Consider the following 16,617-nt stretch of genomic DNA (forward strand, 5'->3'; position numbering starts at 1 on the left):
TAGACTAAGTACTTGGTCAAGATTATCGAAGTATAAATGGAAAAATGAACCGATTTACTTATCAAAGCTTATTCTGTATCAGTCTCACACTCTCCAGTAATCTTGCAAGCGCGGAAATTTATCAGTGGGTCGATCAAAGCGGAAACGCCAGCTCCTCTGATAAAAAACCACCAGCCATAGCAGATGCCACCCTTAAAAAAACCGTTAAGAAAAAGCGAGAGCGTAGCAGAGTAGAAATTCAGCAGGTATTTGATAAACACAAGGGCCAGCTTTATCGTTTATACTTGAGTGCGCGCAAACAAGACCCTGACCTTGAAGGCGGCGCGGAATTTATTATCGATATTGAACCTAGTGGCGAAGTCGCCAATATCGCATTGGCCAGCTCCAGCCTCGATTCCAAGCCGTTTACCGATCAGTTAATGGCAAAGATTCAGGAATTTAACTTCGGTGCCAGCGACACACGAAGAACAACAATTCACTACCCGATTCATTTTTTACCCACCCAATAACCGCCAATTGACTTTGTGCTCTAATCCACTTGTGATCAATTATCCCACTAGCGGAGATATGGATAATTGATCACAAGAACAGCCCTACAGATTGCAAGCATAAATACTAAACTACGGTATGTAAGTTATGCTCAAAATTGGTTTTCAAATAACACTTCACCCAATGCTAACTGGCCACCACGTCCATTCGCTGCCTTGCTAGCCTTACCCACGACTATCATCATTCCGATCAGATAACCTTCTGGCAGGTTTATAAGCTCGGCCACTTTATCTGAGTCAAACCCAACCAGTGCGCCGGTGTCATAGCCCAGTGCTTTTGCCGCAAGCATCATGGTTTGCGCCGCTAAGCCACAACTCCTTATTGCTTCATCTCGCTGTAATTGGGGTTTATCTCTATAGAAGTCAGTTAGCATCGGGACTAAAAGTTTCCTCGCCTCTCTGGGCGCATCAGCCCAATAGCGTTCTGGTCGATCTTTCCAAGCGTTTATATCTGCACAAAGAATAATCAGCTCAGACGCATCTTCCACTTGCTGTTGACCCCAGGCAGCATCCTTAAGTCTGCTTCGAAGCCTGGAATCTGTTACTCGCAGGAATCTCCAATGCTGAATGTTATAGGATGTTGGCGATAACATTGTGGCTTGGATAAGCTGGTTAAACTCACTTGATGTCATCTTTTCAGATACATCGTAATGCTTTACCGAACGGCGAGTTTCAACAGCAGTGAACAGGTCCATAATTTCCCTCTGACAATTAATCATCTTGTGAATGTCGATGAGAGAAAGCTTATTGGGTTTCTCCTGGCTTGATAATGGGCTCTTTTGTTAAAAGATTGTTGAGAAAAAGTTTACAAACTAACAATCCCAATAGGGAATGTCGCCACCAAAGTACTCAATGGCAAAGTCTATAAAGGCCCGTACTTTGGCAGGCATATACTGCCGCTCCGGAAATACGGCATAAATAGTCTTGGCCGGCATTTGATATTCTTCAAACAAAGGCACCAGGAGACCACTCTTGATATCCGCTCCTGCGACAAAAGTCGGCAGGCGGCCGATGCCAAGCCCCTGGAGAATGGCTTCCCGCAGCGCTTCACTGTTATTGACCTGGTAGTTACCCCTGACTTCTATGGTGTGCAGATGGTTATCCTGAATAAAATTCCACTCTTTTACATCCCTGGAATAAGTAAACATCAAACAATTGTGCTCTGTTAACTGCTCAAGCTCGATCGGTTTGCCGAACTCTTCCAAGTACGCGGGAGAGGCACAGAGCACGCTTTGCAGAGGCGCCAGCTTGCGGGCAATCAAACTGGTATCAGGCAGGTCACCACCACGGATAGCGATATCAAACCCCTCTCCAATCAGGTCTACCACCTTATCGTCCATCACCAGATCAATCGTGATTTTTGGATAGCGCTTGAGAAACACTGGGATAAGCGGTGCCAAATGCAACCTGCCAAAGGACATTGGGGCATTGATTCGCAAGCGCCCCTGAGGCTCACCTTGAAGCTGAGTCACTGCATCCTGAGCGTCCTGTGCGGCCTGATAAGCGATTCGGGCATGCTGAAAAAAATGCTCGCCCGCCTCTGTCAAGCTCAGCTTGCGGGTGGTGCGATGCAATAGTTTTACCCCAAGTTGCTCTTCCAGCTGACTGACCCGTTTACTAACTGCAGACTTGGATATCCCCAGCAACTTGGCGGCCGGGGAAAAGCCACCGGTTTCGGCCACTGTGACAAATACCGGTATGGCTGCAAAACTTTCCATAAACTACTGTTTCCTTTTTCTCAACAGTATGTATCTTAATTGATGGATTATCAGTTTATCAGAAACGAGTTACTCTGATCTCGCTTTTATTGAGGGAAGAGTCATGCGTGAACTTTCAAGGGGTATCAACCCTACAGCAACGGCAAGCAGCGGCACATCATTGTGGTGGGTTCACGGCTTGATGATAGCCTGCACATTACTTGTCGCTGGCTCATTTCCTGTTGGTGCGTTAATCGCCGATTCGTTACCGGCAGATTGCTTGATGATGATTCGGTTCTTAATTGCAACAGGGCTATTTGCGCCCTTCATATTCTTAAAGCATGGATTTCAGCTTCCACACCCCAAAAAGCTACTGGGTTATGCGCTACTCAGCATCCCATTGGTTATCTTTTTCTGGTGTATGTTTGAAGCGCTCAAATACACCACAGCAGTAAATACCGGCGCCCTTTTTACAACCGTTCCTGCAATGACTGCCGTCTTTGCCTTGATCATCAATGGTGAGCGTAGCAGCGCCCGCAAAGTCATCGGTCTTACCCTTGGAACATTGGGTGCGGCCTGGATTGTATTTGAAGGGAGTATTACAACAGCGATAACGCTGGATCTAAATAGAGGGGATTGGATATTCACCTTAGGTGCTATATCGCTCAGCTTGTATAATCCACTGATCAAGAGAGTCCACTCAGGGGAGCCTACAGAGGTTATGACATTCTGGGTTATTCTATTTGGCGCCCTCTGGTTATTACTGCTTTCATTCCCAAGTTTAAGCCAAATAGAATGGCGGAATATACCTGTCGAAACTTACGGAGGGCTATTCTATTTAGCCTTATTCACAACATTAATCAGTTTTTTCCTACTGCAATTTAGCACAATAAGAATCGGGGCGACCAAAGTTGCAGCATACAGCTTCTTGAATCCGGTATTTGTGCTGGCATTGGCTACAGCATTGGAAATGACGAAATTCTCTATCAACTTTATACCTGGAATAATCTTAGTATTTGCAGCCATGTTATTTATCCAGGCAGAAAAACCCAAGAAAAAACACCCCTGAACAACTCAAGAACAATAGAATCAAATTGCCATCAATAGGGGCAATATTTCTAGTCGACAGTCTTTTCTATTTCATAAATTGCATCAGAAATATCTTCCAACTTAGAGGACACTATTACCTGAGCATCATGTAGACCTTGATTATAAAACCCTGCCCCCATCTCCTTTGCAAGAAAATCAATAAAGAACTCCGCTTCAAAACTGCCAATCTCCAACTCAAATTCTTTAGATAAATACCCCCTAATCTTTTCGATTAGCTCTAACTTTCGCCTTTCTTCCAGTTCTATTGTCGACATCACCTATTTTCCATCAATACACAAATTTAGAACAAACACTCAGCCCCATATGAGAATAACACAAATGTTGAGACCCTTAATGAATCCCAAATGCATGACTCCAAGTAAACAACATGTACAGCGACGCATATCTTTATAAGCAAACCGGACAATGTTAGATTCGAATCTATTCGGATTAACTAAAAAACGGGATCAAAATGAGACTCTTTAACTACGTCTTTGCCCTGCTTATATTGGGCAGTAGCTCTGGCTGCTCAGAATCAAGCAGTGATAGATCAACAACTTCATATAGTCCCAATGCCCATACCACCAGCAACAGGGTTGCAGATATCCGGTTCCCGGAACCTATCACAGAGGGCAATCGAGGTGGACAAGATCAGTATATTGCTTACGAACATTTCCTGACAGCTGAACTACCTGCTGAAGAAGTTGAACCTGTATTCCACAGACTCCAATTACTTTGCCAACAGGAGATGGAGAAAAAATGCACTATATTGCATTCTAGTCTCCGCAATGATGAAAAGCCCTACGGAAGGATTCACCTTAGAATACACCCCACCGGAGTCGATAAAATCATTGATCTGGCATCAAAGCAAGGAGGAGTGATACAGCGGGAAACCAAAGCAGAAGATTTACAGGATGTCATTATCGACGGCCAAAAACGACTTGAAATGTTACTCCAGTATCAATCGAGACTTATAGAACTGGAACAAAAATCTGCGAGTGACATTGATACTCTAATAAAGGTTGCTGAAAAGTTAGCATCGGTACAATCTGATATTGAGTATTCACAAGGTAAAAAAGCTAAACTGCTCAAGCGAACTCAGATGGATGTGGTTGAAATTGAGTTACACTCAAAATCTTATACTTCTTTCTGGAGTCCCATATTAGACTCCCTATCTCATTTTGGTGAAAATTTGTCTGATGGGCTATCTGAAGCAATCACTGCAATCGCCTACCTTTTACCCTGGATGCTTATCGCCCTATTTGTATTTTATCTGATTCGCATAATTTGGCGTAAAACCAGAACCTAGCAGTTTACATAGCCCCAAGATACACGCATGTCTTGATATGGGCTAAAGTACTCGTGAGAAGTTTTGACTTCACTCACAAGCCATAAAAAAAGCCGGACCATCTAAATTGACCCGGCTTTTTACTATGGAGTAACAGTAGCTACTTAGAAGTTGTAGTTAAAGCGTACACCGTAGCTCATTGGAGTGGAGAATGGCCCAGATACGAGGCCATCACTTCCATCAGCGTAGTAGGGAACAATCTCATCAGTCAGGTTATTACCAAAGGCTTCAACGTTCCACTGATCGTCCGGGCTTACATACTTCACGGAAGCATTTACCATCCAGAAGGAATCACGACTGTCATCAAAAGCAGAAGTATCACCAGTGGGGAAGTCGTGCTTGTCAACATTCCAGTAGGTCAGATAAGACTCATCTTCCCAGTGGATGCCTATAAACGGAATAATTGCACCGCCGTGGACCAACTCAAAGGTGTGATCATAATTGATTGTGAAGCTGAATTCAGGTGATACAGGCAGCTCATTACCCTTCAAATTTCGGAAGAGCTCTTCATTAGTATTGTCATGAGCTAAACCGTAATCCGAAATTTCGAATAACGCTTGGTTATTGAAATTCCAGCGGTTCTGAAAATCAGAGGTGATTTCTGTTTGCATCCAGGTAGCAAAACCACTGATTCGGCCATTCGGATAGGGGGCCCAGTCAAACTCTAACTCTAGCCCCATAATCTCTGCGCTAGCAGCATTCTTAGTAAGGTAAATGACGACGGGCTCGGTTGTAATTTCACCTGCGTTCTCACCTTCTCGCTCTACCGCATAGTACGAGTATGCAGTATCAGGTGCAGCTAGCTGCATATCTTTATAGTCGGAGAAAAAGAAGGTACTAGCCAGATTTAGTCGACCATCCAAGAAGGTACCTTTTGCTCCTAGCTCCCAAGTAATGACCTTCTCCTCATCATAGCTAGTGTCAATTACCTGTTGAACAACCCGATTGCCCTCATCATCGTAGATGTACTCAGCCGTGTCCGGGTCTTGCTCATATTGGATGACAACATCACCCAAACCACCGGACTTAAATCCACTTGCAACATATGCATACAGCATGACTTCATCTGTCAGGTCATAATCGAGACCAATTCTAAAGTCGGATGAATCCCAGCTCTTGCTGGCATCATTGTAAGTATCAATTGTATAAATTGAGCTGTCAGCAAAGTGGTTGGTAGAGAAGCTATTAAAGGTGCCCTGTAAATAGGCAGGGAAGCAGCCATACTCTTCATCTGATTCAGTAGACCAGTCTCGAGTGCAACTCAGGTTGTTACCACCTACATCACTCTTCTCATCTTCCGTATATCGACCACCAACAGTTAGGTGGAGGGTATCAGTAAGGTCATAGGTAGCCTGAGCAAATACTGCGCTGGCTTCTATAGTTCTATCTGGCTGCCTCCAGAATACGGCATTATCTAATGAGGCCAGGAAGTAACCATTCAGATCAGTGGTCTCATGGAAATAAAACAAACCTGTAATCCACTGTAGGGGACCATCACCTGTAGATTGCAACTGTAACTCATGGGAGTAAGAGACATTTTCTGAGTCTGTAATGCTCATACTCATATCCCAGGTATTGCGACCAGCATCAATATCAATCAGGTTGCTTCGTTCCTGAACTGCATACCCGGTGTTATACACAAACGCCATGGTATCGCTGAAATCCCAGCGGAAGTTAGAACGGAATGAAGTCATGGTGAGATCAAGTTCACCTGGTACATTCACCGCTACGGTGTACTCATCAGCACCGGAGCCGTAGTAGGTTTCACAAGTTGTTCCATCTTCGCGCTGCTCAGCCTTTTCACAGTCAATAGTGTTGATGCCGCCTGCACTACTATCCTGATAGTGTTCCGCTACGGTATACCAAGAAATATCGACAGTCGGCTCCCATAACGCACCTATACGCACCGCTTGCTGATCAACATTCCCATAAAAATCTTCAGCATCCGCCCTAACCAGCTGATAGTCTGTGGCTCCTTCAGCGTTATTCGCTTGAATAAAGGTTCTGGAAGCGTCATCAGATAAAACACTCGCACCTACAGAGTCAGCATCAATATAGCGATTATCCCACTGGTTAACGTCATAAAACCCGATAAGGTAGGAATCCCGTGTCTCATCCATAAAGGACGCACGCAGAGCAAAGGTATCTGAAACCGGAATATTGATAACGCCTTTGACCAGCTCTTGATTCCAGCGACCAAACTCAACGCCCACGGAACCTTCAAACTCGTCAATTACCGGCCTCTTGGAGATAACATTAATGGCACCAACGGTAGAGTTACGTCCATAAAGGGTACCCTGCGGCCCACGCATGGCTTCTACCCTTTCAGAGTCAAACATCATTGCCATAGCAGACTGGGGGCGCGAAGAATAAATACCGTCGAAGTGTAAGCCAACAGCTGGATCACCAAACTCGGTAGTATTGGTAGAGCGAACACCACGCATAGAAATCACTGGTGAAGACTGAGAAACATCATAGCCGATATCCACATTGGGAATTGTACTGCCCAGATCTTTTACATTCTTAATACCCTGACGATCTAACTCTTCCTGGGTGAAAGCGGAAATGGCCACTGGAGTTTCCATCAGGTTGGTTTCGCGCTTCGTCGCAGTAACAGTGACTTCTTCCAACGCCCAGTCATCTTCTTGATTACTAGCTTCCTGTGCCCAGGCTGAGGCTACCGCTATATTGACCATTGCAATCGCAAGGGTAAGTGGTTTTTTAATTGTCATTGATGTCTCTCCAATCTGCTGCAACAGGAAAGCCGGTTTGATTGTTATGCGTGGCTTACCTACGGGCCGTCGGCTGTATGTCGGCTAGGTTAAAATCTCAAAAAGGAGAGTTCTGTGAAACTGAGATACGATGGGGCGGATCGCGATTAGGATCAATCGGATCTCTAAATCAATCGAAAGGTGATTTAGTACCCTATAAACCCTGCGGTTACCGCAGGGCACTAATAGGTTTACCTAGGTAGGTGGCTCACTAGAGGTTAATTTTAAGCGGGTAACTCATTAATTTAACGGGGCGGATCAACCCGATCGGTTACTGAAGTATTTACCCGAAACCAGCCTGCAATGGAGTAGCGATCCCGATTAGCTGGTAGAACTTCGTGGGGAAACTCCTCACTTAAGAAAGTCACTACCGTTCCCATTAACGGCGTTACTTTGGTGCCGATCCTATCCTGCTCATCTTTGTAGAGCACAAGCTCACCAGCATCCGCAGTGCTCCAGCCTGGATTAAGATAGACGACCAATGAGAGCACCCGGTTCGCCTCTCCGCGAAATGCATCGTAGTGCCTTTTGTAGTAGTCCCCAGGCCGGTAATGGGCAAAATGGCTTTCAAATGAGAAGAGCCCCAGAAAAAGATGCCTGTTGAGATAAACCTGAAGCTGGCCCGCCCAGCTGAGCCAATCTCTTCCTGTAGCAGATTCCCCGGTAATCCAACAAATTTCATCCGTTCGCACGAATTCATTCCGTAGGTAATCGTCACCTCGCCCGACCCCTGCATCAATAAATTTCTCTCCGTTCATTTCCTGCTGATAGGTAAAAAGCGCACTGGAGAGTGATTCGGGTAGTGCGGCATGGCGAATACTATAGCCCTGCTCGGTAAGATCCCTAGCGATGTGTGCAAATAGAGTTTCATCGATAGTGTTATCGCCACCGAGCGACATTAACGATTTGGCTGCTACCAAGTTTATTTCCTGCTAACAATAAGAGGCACGGCGATGTGTAATTTCGCCAAGAGCACTACCTAATAATCAAACTGTATTCTTATAGAAACAGCGTAAGACCCGAGTGAGATTGCGGCCGAGGATAAGCCAGGGACTGGAATGGGTGGCTCGGGGTGCAGGGAAAGGTAGCCCAAAGCTGTATGAGAGTCTACGAAAGTATTGTGTGAGCCGGCTAATAAAATAGAAACCCTTCAAGAGTACAAGCCGACCACTAAAAAGGGGCGTATCACGCCCCTAAAGATGTGATTATACCAAGACTAGAAACTATCGCCTGGCACTCGCACCCAGCCTTCCATCAGGATGCGCGCACTACGGCTCATAATGGCTTTGGTGGCAACCCACTGGCCATCAACCACTTTCGCATGGGCTCCAACCCGCAATGTGCCTGAAGGGTGGCCAAAGCAGATGGAATTGCGATCACCCCCACCGGCGGCAAGGTTTACCAGGGTGCCAGGAATAGCCGCTGCAGTTCCTATAGCCACGGCGGCAGTACCCATCATGGCGTGGTGCAGCTTACCCATGGAGAGGGCTCGCACGAGCAAATCAATATCTTGCGCCGCTACCTTTTTTCCACTGGAGGCAATGTAGTCCTGCGGCTTGGCGACAAAGGCAATCTTCGGCGTGTGCTGCCGGGAAGCGGCTTCCTCCACAGAGGAAATCAGGCCCATCTTCACCGCACCGTAGGCACGGATGGTCTCGAACATGGCGAGCGCCTTGCTATCGCCATTAATGGCATCCTGCAGCTCGGTGCCGGTATAGCCAATATCTTCCGCATTGACGAAGATCGTGGGGATACCGGCATTGATCATGGTCGCCTTCAGCACACCAATCCCGGGCACTTCGAGATCATCGACTGGATTACCGGTGGGAAGCATGGCACCCTCGCCGTCCGAGGGGTCCATAAACTCAATTTCCACTTCGGCTGCCGGGAAAGTTACACCATCCAGCTCGAAATCTCCGATTTCCTGCACTTCACCGTTGGTAATAGGCACACGGGCAATAATGGTTTGGCCAATATTGGCCTGCCAAATGCGCACTGTACAAATACCATTTTCTGGAATCCGCGCAGCATCCACAAAACCGCTATTAATCGCAAAGGCTCCAACAGCCGCAGTGAGATTACCGCAGTTACCACTCCAATCGACCATGGGCTTATCGATGGAAACCTGGCCAAACAGGTAGTTCACATCGTGATCGGACTTATCACAGGCAGACAGGATCACCGTTTTGCTGGTGCTCGAAGTGGCTCCACCCATCCCATCGGTATGCTTTCCGTAAGGGTCCGGGCTGCCAATTACCCGCAACAGCAAATTATCACGGGCCTCTCCTGGAACCTGCGCAACTTCGGGTAGATCCTGTAAACGGAAGAAAACGCCCTTACTGGTGCCCCCGCGCATATAAGTCGCGGGGATTTTGACTTGAGGAGCAAATTTCAACATTTAAGCCGTCGCCTCTGCTTCGAGGAAGTCTTTCGCAAAGCGCTGCAAAACACCCCCAGCCTCATAAATGGAAACCTCTTCTGCAGTATCCAAGCGGCAGGTTACCGGCGCTTCAACTGTCTCACCGTTGGCGCGGTGGATCAGTAGAGTCAGCGTGGCATGGGGGGTACGCTCACCGATTACGTCGAAACTTTCGGTACCGTCGATACCCAGGGTTTCGCGAGTAGTTCCCGGCTTAAACTCTAGCGGCAACACGCCCATACCGATCAGGTTAGTGCGGTGAATACGTTCAAAGCCTTCGGCCACAATCGCTTCTACGCCGGCCAGGCGCACACCTTTCGCGGCCCAATCACGGGAAGAGCCCTGCCCATAGTCGGCACCAGCAATGATAATCAGCGGCTGCTTGCGATCCATATAAGTCTCGATCGCCTCCCACATACGGGTAACCTGCCCTTCCGGCTCGACACGAGCCAGAGAGCCCTGGCGAATCTCGCCCTTATCATCGCATACCATTTCGTTGAGCAGCTTCGGGTTGGCGAAAGTTGCACGCTGGGCAGTGAGGTGGTCACCACGGTGGGTTGCGTAGGAGTTAAAGTCCTCTTCCGGCAATCCCATCTTCGCCAGGTATTCACCGGCAGCACTGCTGGCCAGAATGGCATTGGACGGCGACAAGTGGTCGGTAGTGATATTGTCACCCAGCACCGCCAGCGGGCGCATGCCCTTCAAGCTGCGCTCGCCTGCCAGGGCACCTTCCCAATAAGGTGGGCGGCGGATATAGGTACTCATCGGGCGCCAGTCGTAGAGTGCGTGACCTTGCTCTTCTGCGGCATCCCGCTCTTCGAACATGGGAATATACACATCGCGGAACTGCTGCGGCTTCACGCTCTGACGTACAATCGCATCAATCTCTTCGTCGCTGGGCCAGATGTCTTTCAGGGTAATCGGGTTGCCATCGGCATCGTATCCCAGCGCATCTTTTTCGATGTCGAAACGGATGGTACCGGCAATAGCGTAGGCAACGACCAGCGGCGGTGAAGCCAGGAAAGCCTGCTTGGCATAGGGGTGGATACGACCATCGAAGTTGCGGTTTCCGGACAGGACTGCAGTAGCATACAGATCGCGGTCGATCACTTCCTGCTGGATTTTCGGATCCAGGGCGCCGCTCATGCCATTACAGGTGGTACAGGCGAAAGCCACTACGCCGAAGCCCATCTGCTCCAGATCCGGTAGCAGGTCGGCCTCTTCCAGATACATTTTTACCGTTTTGGAGCCCGGCGCCAGGGAGGATTTCACCCAGGGCTTGCGGGTCAGGCCGAGCTTGTTCGCATTACGGGCAATCAGGCCTGCGGCAATCATATTGCGTGGGTTACTGGTATTGGTGCAGCTGGTAATCGCCGCGATAATCACAGCACCATCGGGCATCTCACCAGCTTTCTCTTCCCAGGCCTTGGCGATACCGCGATTGGCCAGTTCCGAGGCCGGCAGCAGCGCGTGAGGGTTGGAGGGGCCAGCAAGGTTACGACCTACTGTGTCCAGATCGAACTTCAGTACGCGCTCGTATTCGGCATCCTTCAAGGTATCGGACCAGAGGCCCGTTTCCTTGGCAAACTTCTCTACCAAAGCTACCTGCTCATCATCGCGGCCGGTGAGTTTGAGGTAGTCGATGGTTTGCTCATCGACGGAGAACATGGCCGCAGTAGCGCCATACTCTGGAGTCATATTGGAAATAGTGGCGCGATCGCCCAGGGTCAGGTTGGAAGCCCCCTCACCATAAAACTCCAGGTAGGCTCCGACCACGCGCTCGCGGCGCAGGAATTCAGTGAGAGCCAATACCAAGTCGGTACCAGTAATACCCGGCTGCAACTTTCCGGTGAGTTCCACTCCAACAATATGCGGCAGACGCATATAAGAGGCGCGGCCAAGCATCACGCTCTCAGCTTCCAGGCCGCCAACACCCACAGAAATCACACCCAGAGCGTCCACCATCGGCGTGTGGCTATCGGTACCGACACAGGTATCCGGGAAGGCCACGCCCTCGCGCACCTGCACCACCGGAGACATTTTCTCCAGATTGATCTGGTGCATGATGCCGTTACCGGGGGGAATCACATCGACGTTTTCAAATGCGGTTTTGGTCCAGTTGATAAAGTGGAAGCGATCTTCGTTACGACGCTCCTCTACCGCACGATTTTTTTCAAAAGCATCCTTCTCAAACCCGGGGTGCTCTACCGCGAGGGAGTGATCCACAATCAACTGGGTGGGAACAACTGGATTTACCTTGGCGGGATCACCGCCTTTATCGGCAATGGCATCGCGCAGACCGGCCAGGTCTACCAATGCGGTTTGACCGAGGATATCATGGCACACCACTCGCGCCGGGAACCAGGGAAAATCCAGCTCGCGTTTACGCTCGATAATCTGCTTCAGGGAGTCGGTCAGTTTTTCCGGCTCACAGCGACGCACCAGGTTTTCCGCCAGAATACGTGAGGTATACGGCAGTTTGGCATAGGCTCCGGGCTGGATCGCGTCAACGGCGGCGCGGGTATCGAAATAATCGAGGTCGGTACCGGGCAGTGATTTGCGGTAATCAGTATTCATAGCTAGGTAAATCAGTTCAGTCGAATCTTTTTAAAATCGTGTCTCTTCTGAGAGAGGCTCCAGATCACCCCAAAAGGCAACCTGAAGCCGGCACACTGGGTGTGCCTCATTTCAATAGTGAAATGAAAATTAACCGCGCTCGGCGATAGGCGGTACTTCGCGCGGCTCAACACCTACATATTCAGCGCTCGGGCGAATAATGCGGTTGTCTGCACGCTGTTCAAATACGTGGGCAGCCCAACCAGTAACACGCGACATTACAAAAATCGGCGTGAACAATTTGGTGGGAATTCCCATAAAGTGATAAGCGGATGCATGGAAAAAGTCGGCATTACAGAACAACTTTTTCTCGCGCCACATGACTTCTTCGCAGCGTACGGAAACCGGGTACAAGACCTTATCGCCCACATCTTCAGACAGTTTCTCAGACCAGGCTTTGATGATCTCGTTGCGCGGATCGGATTCGCGATAAATCGCGTGGCCGAAGCCCATGATTTTCTCTTTGCGCTCCAGCATACCCAGCAGTTCTTTCTCTGCTTCATCCGGGTTGGCAAAACGCTCGATCATTTCCATTGCCGCCTCGTTGGCGCCGCCATGCAACGGGCCACGCAGAGTGCCGATGGCACCGGTAATGCAGCTAAACAGATCAGACAGAGTAGAGGCACAAACACGCGCAGTGAAAGTGGACGCGTTAAACTCGTGCTCTGCGTAGAGGATCAGGGAAACATTCATCACCTGCTCATGCAGGGCATTGGGTTTCTCACCGCGCAGCATATGCAGGAAGTGGCCGCCGATGCTGTCATCGTCGGTATCCGTTTCAATGCGCACGTTGTCGTGGGTGAAACGATACCAGTAGCAAATGATGGAGGGAAAAGCAGCCAGTAAGCGGTTGGCTTTTTCCAGCTGCTGCGCGAAGGACTCTTCCCCTTCCAGGTTGCCCAGCATGGAGCATCCAGTACGCATTACGTCCATCGGATGGGCATCGGCAGGAATACGCTCCAGCACTTCTTTCAGTGCTTGCGGCAAACCGCGCATACCTTTTAATAAGGCCTTGTATTCCGCCAACTGGTCGCTGGTGGGCAGCTCTCCGTAGAAAATCAGGTAGGCAACTTCTTCAAACTCGCAGTGTTGGGCCAGGTCTTTGATATCGTAACCGCGGTAAGTGAGGCCAGAGCCGGATTTACCTACCGTGGACAACGCAGTTTTACCCGCTACCTGGCCACGCAAGCCGGCGCCACTCAATGCTTTTTCTGCCATCTTCCTTATCTCCCCTTTGTAGGCACAGTTTCTGTGTTCGTCCGAAAACCGCCATGCAAGCAACCTAACCCGGCATCTCACACGGTTTATAAAGTGAATTACTTCTTGAACAGCTCATCGAGCTTCTGCTCGAATACGTGATAATTGAGGTAGTCGTAAAGCTCCTCGCGGGTCTGCATGGTATCCACTACCGCTTTCTGGTCACCATTTTGCAGAATGCTGGTATACACATTCTCCGCCGCACGGTTCATAGCTCGGAACGCCGACAGCGGATACAGTACGATATCTGCGCCGGCTTCGCCCAACTCTTTGGCGTTATAGAGCTCGGTTTTACCAAATTCGGTGATATTCGCCAGAATCGGCACGTTCAGCGCGTCTTTAAATGCGCGATAGTGCTCCAACTTGGTGACGGCTTCCGCAAAAATACCGTCTGCGCCGGCTTCGATACAGGCCTGAGCGCGCTCTACAGCGGCATCCAAACCTTCTTGAGCGAAGGCATCAGTGCGGGCCATGATAAAGAAGTCATCATCGGTGCGTGCATCCACGGCAGCTTTGATGCGATCCACCATCTCCTGCTTGGAAACAATCTCTTTATTTGGGCGGTGACCACAGCGTTTCTGTGCCACCTGATCTTCGATATGCACCGCTGCGGCACCGGCGCGAATCATTTCTTTGACAGTACGGGCGATGTTAAAAGCGCCACCCCAGCCGGTATCGATATCCACCAGCAACGGCAGCTCACTGGCTGCAGTAATACGACGCACATCCTCTAGCACATTGTCTAGGCTGGTCATACCCAGATCCGGCAGGCCGTAGGAGGCATTGGCAACACCAGCACCGGAAAGGTAAATCGCCTTGTGGCCAATACGCTCGGCCATAATGGCGGAATAGGCGTTTATGGTGCCAACCACTTGAAGCGGTTGGTTCTCGGCAAGGGCGCTGCGGAAACGCGCGCCGGCGGAAGGCTTTTGGCTCATGCTCTACCTCAGTTTATTTTCAATATTCTGCCTGGAAGCACGGATATGTCGGCGCATCAACAGCTCCGCCAATTCACCATCCCCCGCTTCTATGGCTTCGATAATGTGGCTGTGTTCGCGAAAAGCGCGCTGTGCCCTGGGGCTGGCCATGCCCAGCTGGTAGCGATACATACGAACACGGTAATACAGACGGTTGCACAGGGTGTCGATCAGCAGATCATTCTTCGAGGCCTGCACAATACGGAAATGGAAGTCGAAGTCTCCCTCCGGCTGAAAATACGCCTTACCGGCTTGCAGCTCTTCCTGCTGTTCGTGGCGCGACAACATCTGGCGCAGTTCCAACAGGTCTTCCTCGCTGCGCTGCTCGGCGGCAAGGCGGCAGGCCATACCCTCCAAAGCTTCGCGCACTTCGTAGAGTTCCAGCAGACCACGCTCACTCAGCTCCACCACACGGGCACCTATGTTTACCCGGCGCTCCAGCAAACCCAGAGACTCCAAACGCATCAGGGCTTCACGCAAACTGCCGCGACTGGCATTGAAGCGGCGGGCCAATTCCGGCTCACTAATCTTGCTGCCTGCAGGTATGCGACCTTCCACAATTTCACCGCGCAAGGTCAAAAACAGGCGCTCAGCCAGGCTCTGATGTGGCTCCCGCAAGGGGCTATTGGCTCCAGTGACACCCATATGACTTTAACATTGTCGACAATTCTTTGGGATTGCAGACCATAAATGAGTGCGACCTGGGCGTCAACTCGAATCCACATGACTAATTGTTGACAATTAATGGCGCAAAATGACTTCTATCACGGTGGTAGTTTTGCCATCACTAAGTGGGCATAATAGCGCCCGCGCCAGATACGGCATGCCCTACCACCCTGGGCGCTCTATGCTTATCTGGGGTAGGGAAAAAATCCCGACGAACGAATTTTCCAAACCCCGGTACAGCACTCATTAACAAGGCTGCCAGCACCCAGGTTTCAGATAGAGTTATGCCGAAGAGTATTATCAGGCGATGGCTGCCAAGCCCCGAAGAAATCCGAGCCAAGAATGGGCTCAAGTTTCTGGGGACTCTTCTCCACGATCCCAACCTATTTCACCTGAACCGACACTCAGTTTCAGTCGCCTTTGCCGTTGGCGTGTTCACCAGCTTCCTGCCCTTGCCAGGGCAGATGATTATTGCCGCACTGCTCGCTCTATGGCTGCGCTGCAATCTTCCACTGTCGATTATTTTGGTGTGGATCAGCAATCCGGTGACCATGCCGGCAATCTTCTATAGCACCTACAAACTGGGCGCATGGATTCTGGGCACGCCCCCGGTAGACTTTGATATCGAGCTCTCGTGGGAGTGGTTGACGGAAGAAGTAGGGAAAATCTGGATGCCGCTGTTTTTTGGCTCAGTGCTGGCGGGGGTTTTCTTTGCCACTGTTGCCTATTTTTCTATGCGCGCCCTATGGCGCTGGCATGTAGTAAAACGCTGGAAGCTACGTATTGAGCGCCGCTCTGCGGTCAGCAGCTAGCCTCACTTCCAAAACACTTGTCGACCCAACCCAAAGCCGCAGCGCCTGCTGCTATGGCCAGCAGTGCTGGCAGGGCATAATCGGTGACAGCCCCCAATGCCAGGGCTACAAAAGTACCCAGCAAAAAAGATATGGATGCAGCCTTAACCCGACTTCCTGCGGCGGTTAAGGCCACCACCCAAACCACCACCAAGGAAGAGATCATGGCACCCAGGCAGATCAACCATAGAGGTAAAACCTGCCAACCTGCGGCATAGCACACAGATCCTTCGCGCATACCATCCGGGCAGAAGGTCATTACCCGCCAGTTTTCAAATTTCAGGCTCGCCACAAGAACGAGGACCCAGGCAGTAAGTGCCGCCGGTAGCGGCAGCAGCTTGCGCAAAACATGGAAAGCCTTGCTCGGCACCAATCAAA

Annotated in this window: 15 protein-coding genes; 4 read left to right on the forward strand and 11 right to left on the reverse strand. The window is 49.9% G+C overall.

The features are described from left to right. Nucleotides 1-44 precede the first annotated feature (44 nt). Nucleotides 45-509: an AgmX/PglI C-terminal domain-containing protein gene (locus tag ACJJI0_RS05745; protein WP_444885069.1), complete on the forward strand. Its 465-nt coding sequence runs from the start codon at nucleotides 45-47 to the stop codon at nucleotides 507-509. Between the two features lie 131 nt (nucleotides 510-640). Here ACJJI0_RS05745 and ACJJI0_RS05750 read toward each other — a convergent pair whose 3' ends face one another. Both ACJJI0_RS05750 and ACJJI0_RS05755 read right to left on the reverse strand, forming a co-directional pair. Continuing rightward, entirely contained in the window at nucleotides 641-1,243 is a 603-nt protein-coding gene (locus tag ACJJI0_RS05750; protein ID WP_444885070.1) for a nitroreductase family protein, read from the reverse strand. Between the two features lie 117 nt (nucleotides 1,244-1,360). Further along, nucleotides 1,361-2,266, reverse strand: a complete 906-nt coding sequence (locus ACJJI0_RS05755) for a LysR family transcriptional regulator (RefSeq protein WP_444885071.1) — start codon at nucleotides 2,264-2,266, stop codon at nucleotides 1,361-1,363. Between the two features lie 103 nt (nucleotides 2,267-2,369). Here ACJJI0_RS05755 and ACJJI0_RS05760 point away from each other — a divergent pair, with 103 nt between their 5' ends. After that, complete coding sequence (locus ACJJI0_RS05760) at nucleotides 2,370-3,314, forward strand: DMT family transporter (protein WP_444885072.1); 945 nt, start codon at nucleotides 2,370-2,372, stop codon at nucleotides 3,312-3,314. A gap of 49 nt (nucleotides 3,315-3,363) precedes the next feature. Here ACJJI0_RS05760 and ACJJI0_RS05765 read toward each other — a convergent pair whose 3' ends face one another. Then, complete coding sequence (locus ACJJI0_RS05765; RefSeq protein ID WP_152453703.1) at nucleotides 3,364-3,609, reverse strand: DUF2164 domain-containing protein; 246 nt, start codon at nucleotides 3,607-3,609, stop codon at nucleotides 3,364-3,366. A gap of 197 nt (nucleotides 3,610-3,806) precedes the next feature. On the opposite strand from ACJJI0_RS05765, the gene ACJJI0_RS05770 reads away from it, so the two are divergent. Further along, nucleotides 3,807-4,643, forward strand: coding sequence for a DUF4349 domain-containing protein (locus ACJJI0_RS05770; RefSeq protein ID WP_444885073.1), 837 nt, complete (start codon nucleotides 3,807-3,809; stop codon nucleotides 4,641-4,643). A gap of 143 nt (nucleotides 4,644-4,786) precedes the next feature. On the opposite strand, the gene ACJJI0_RS05775 is transcribed toward ACJJI0_RS05770, so the two are convergent. The 7 genes from ACJJI0_RS05775 to ACJJI0_RS05805 form a co-directional block, all read right to left on the reverse strand. Then, on the reverse strand, nucleotides 4,787-7,414 hold the full coding sequence (locus ACJJI0_RS05775; RefSeq protein WP_444885074.1) for a TonB-dependent receptor: 2,628 nt from the start codon (nucleotides 7,412-7,414) through the stop codon (nucleotides 4,787-4,789). Between the two features lie 284 nt (nucleotides 7,415-7,698). After that, entirely contained in the window at nucleotides 7,699-8,373 is a 675-nt protein-coding gene (locus ACJJI0_RS05780) for a 2OG-Fe(II) oxygenase (RefSeq protein ID WP_444885075.1), read from the reverse strand. Between the two features lie 296 nt (nucleotides 8,374-8,669). Further along, on the reverse strand, nucleotides 8,670-9,851 hold the full coding sequence (gene prpF, locus ACJJI0_RS05785) for a 2-methylaconitate cis-trans isomerase PrpF (protein WP_444885076.1): 1,182 nt from the start codon (nucleotides 9,849-9,851) through the stop codon (nucleotides 8,670-8,672). Next, nucleotides 9,852-12,449, reverse strand: coding sequence for a Fe/S-dependent 2-methylisocitrate dehydratase AcnD (acnD, locus tag ACJJI0_RS05790; protein WP_444885077.1), 2,598 nt, complete (start codon nucleotides 12,447-12,449; stop codon nucleotides 9,852-9,854). A 129-nt stretch (nucleotides 12,450-12,578) separates the two neighbouring features. Then, entirely contained in the window at nucleotides 12,579-13,706 is a 1,128-nt protein-coding gene (gene prpC, locus ACJJI0_RS05795) for a bifunctional 2-methylcitrate synthase/citrate synthase (protein WP_444885078.1), read from the reverse strand. A gap of 98 nt (nucleotides 13,707-13,804) precedes the next feature. Continuing rightward, complete coding sequence (gene prpB, locus ACJJI0_RS05800) at nucleotides 13,805-14,683, reverse strand: methylisocitrate lyase (RefSeq protein WP_252085778.1); 879 nt, start codon at nucleotides 14,681-14,683, stop codon at nucleotides 13,805-13,807. A 3-nt stretch (nucleotides 14,684-14,686) separates the two neighbouring features. Continuing rightward, nucleotides 14,687-15,340 (reverse strand): GntR family transcriptional regulator, encoded by a 654-nt coding sequence (locus tag ACJJI0_RS05805; protein WP_252085777.1) that lies wholly within the window; start codon nucleotides 15,338-15,340, stop codon nucleotides 14,687-14,689. Nucleotides 15,341-15,672: 332 nt separating this feature from the next. On the opposite strand from ACJJI0_RS05805, the gene ACJJI0_RS05810 reads away from it, so the two are divergent. Next, nucleotides 15,673-16,200: a DUF2062 domain-containing protein gene (locus tag ACJJI0_RS05810; RefSeq protein ID WP_444885079.1), complete on the forward strand. Its 528-nt coding sequence runs from the start codon at nucleotides 15,673-15,675 to the stop codon at nucleotides 16,198-16,200. Here ACJJI0_RS05810 and ACJJI0_RS05815 read toward each other — a convergent pair. Beyond that, nucleotides 16,190-16,612, reverse strand: coding sequence for a hypothetical protein (locus ACJJI0_RS05815; RefSeq protein ID WP_444885080.1), 423 nt, complete (start codon nucleotides 16,610-16,612; stop codon nucleotides 16,190-16,192). The two genes, ACJJI0_RS05810 and ACJJI0_RS05815, sit on opposite strands and share 11 nt — an antisense overlap. Between the last annotated feature and the right edge of the window lie 5 nt (nucleotides 16,613-16,617).

This window comes from Microbulbifer mixtoriginis (SeqCode), from assembly GCF_052466695.1.

What these genes read in the sequence shown, in the direction of transcription:
- ACJJI0_RS05745 (WP_444885069.1), top strand. Translation starts at nt 45, where the DNA reads ATGAACCGATTTACTTATCAAAGCTTATTCTGTATCAGTCTCACACTC.
- ACJJI0_RS05750 (WP_444885070.1), bottom strand. Translation starts at nt 1,243, where the DNA reads ATGGACCTGTTCACTGCTGTTGAAACTCGCCGTTCGGTAAAGCATTAC.
- ACJJI0_RS05755 (WP_444885071.1), bottom strand. Translation starts at nt 2,266, where the DNA reads ATGGAAAGTTTTGCAGCCATACCGGTATTTGTCACAGTGGCCGAAACC.
- ACJJI0_RS05760 (WP_444885072.1), top strand. Translation starts at nt 2,370, where the DNA reads ATGCGTGAACTTTCAAGGGGTATCAACCCTACAGCAACGGCAAGCAGC.
- ACJJI0_RS05765 (WP_152453703.1), bottom strand. Translation starts at nt 3,609, where the DNA reads ATGTCGACAATAGAACTGGAAGAAAGGCGAAAGTTAGAGCTAATCGAA.
- ACJJI0_RS05770 (WP_444885073.1), top strand. Translation starts at nt 3,807, where the DNA reads ATGAGACTCTTTAACTACGTCTTTGCCCTGCTTATATTGGGCAGTAGC.
- ACJJI0_RS05775 (WP_444885074.1), bottom strand. Translation starts at nt 7,414, where the DNA reads ATGACAATTAAAAAACCACTTACCCTTGCGATTGCAATGGTCAATATA.
- prpF (WP_444885076.1), bottom strand. Translation starts at nt 9,851, where the DNA reads ATGTTGAAATTTGCTCCTCAAGTCAAAATCCCCGCGACTTATATGCGC.
- acnD (WP_444885077.1), bottom strand. Translation starts at nt 12,449, where the DNA reads ATGAATACTGATTACCGCAAATCACTGCCCGGTACCGACCTCGATTAT.
- prpC (WP_444885078.1), bottom strand. Translation starts at nt 13,706, where the DNA reads ATGGCAGAAAAAGCATTGAGTGGCGCCGGCTTGCGTGGCCAGGTAGCG.
- prpB (WP_252085778.1), bottom strand. Translation starts at nt 14,683, where the DNA reads ATGAGCCAAAAGCCTTCCGCCGGCGCGCGTTTCCGCAGCGCCCTTGCC.
- ACJJI0_RS05810 (WP_444885079.1), top strand. Translation starts at nt 15,673, where the DNA reads ATGCCGAAGAGTATTATCAGGCGATGGCTGCCAAGCCCCGAAGAAATC.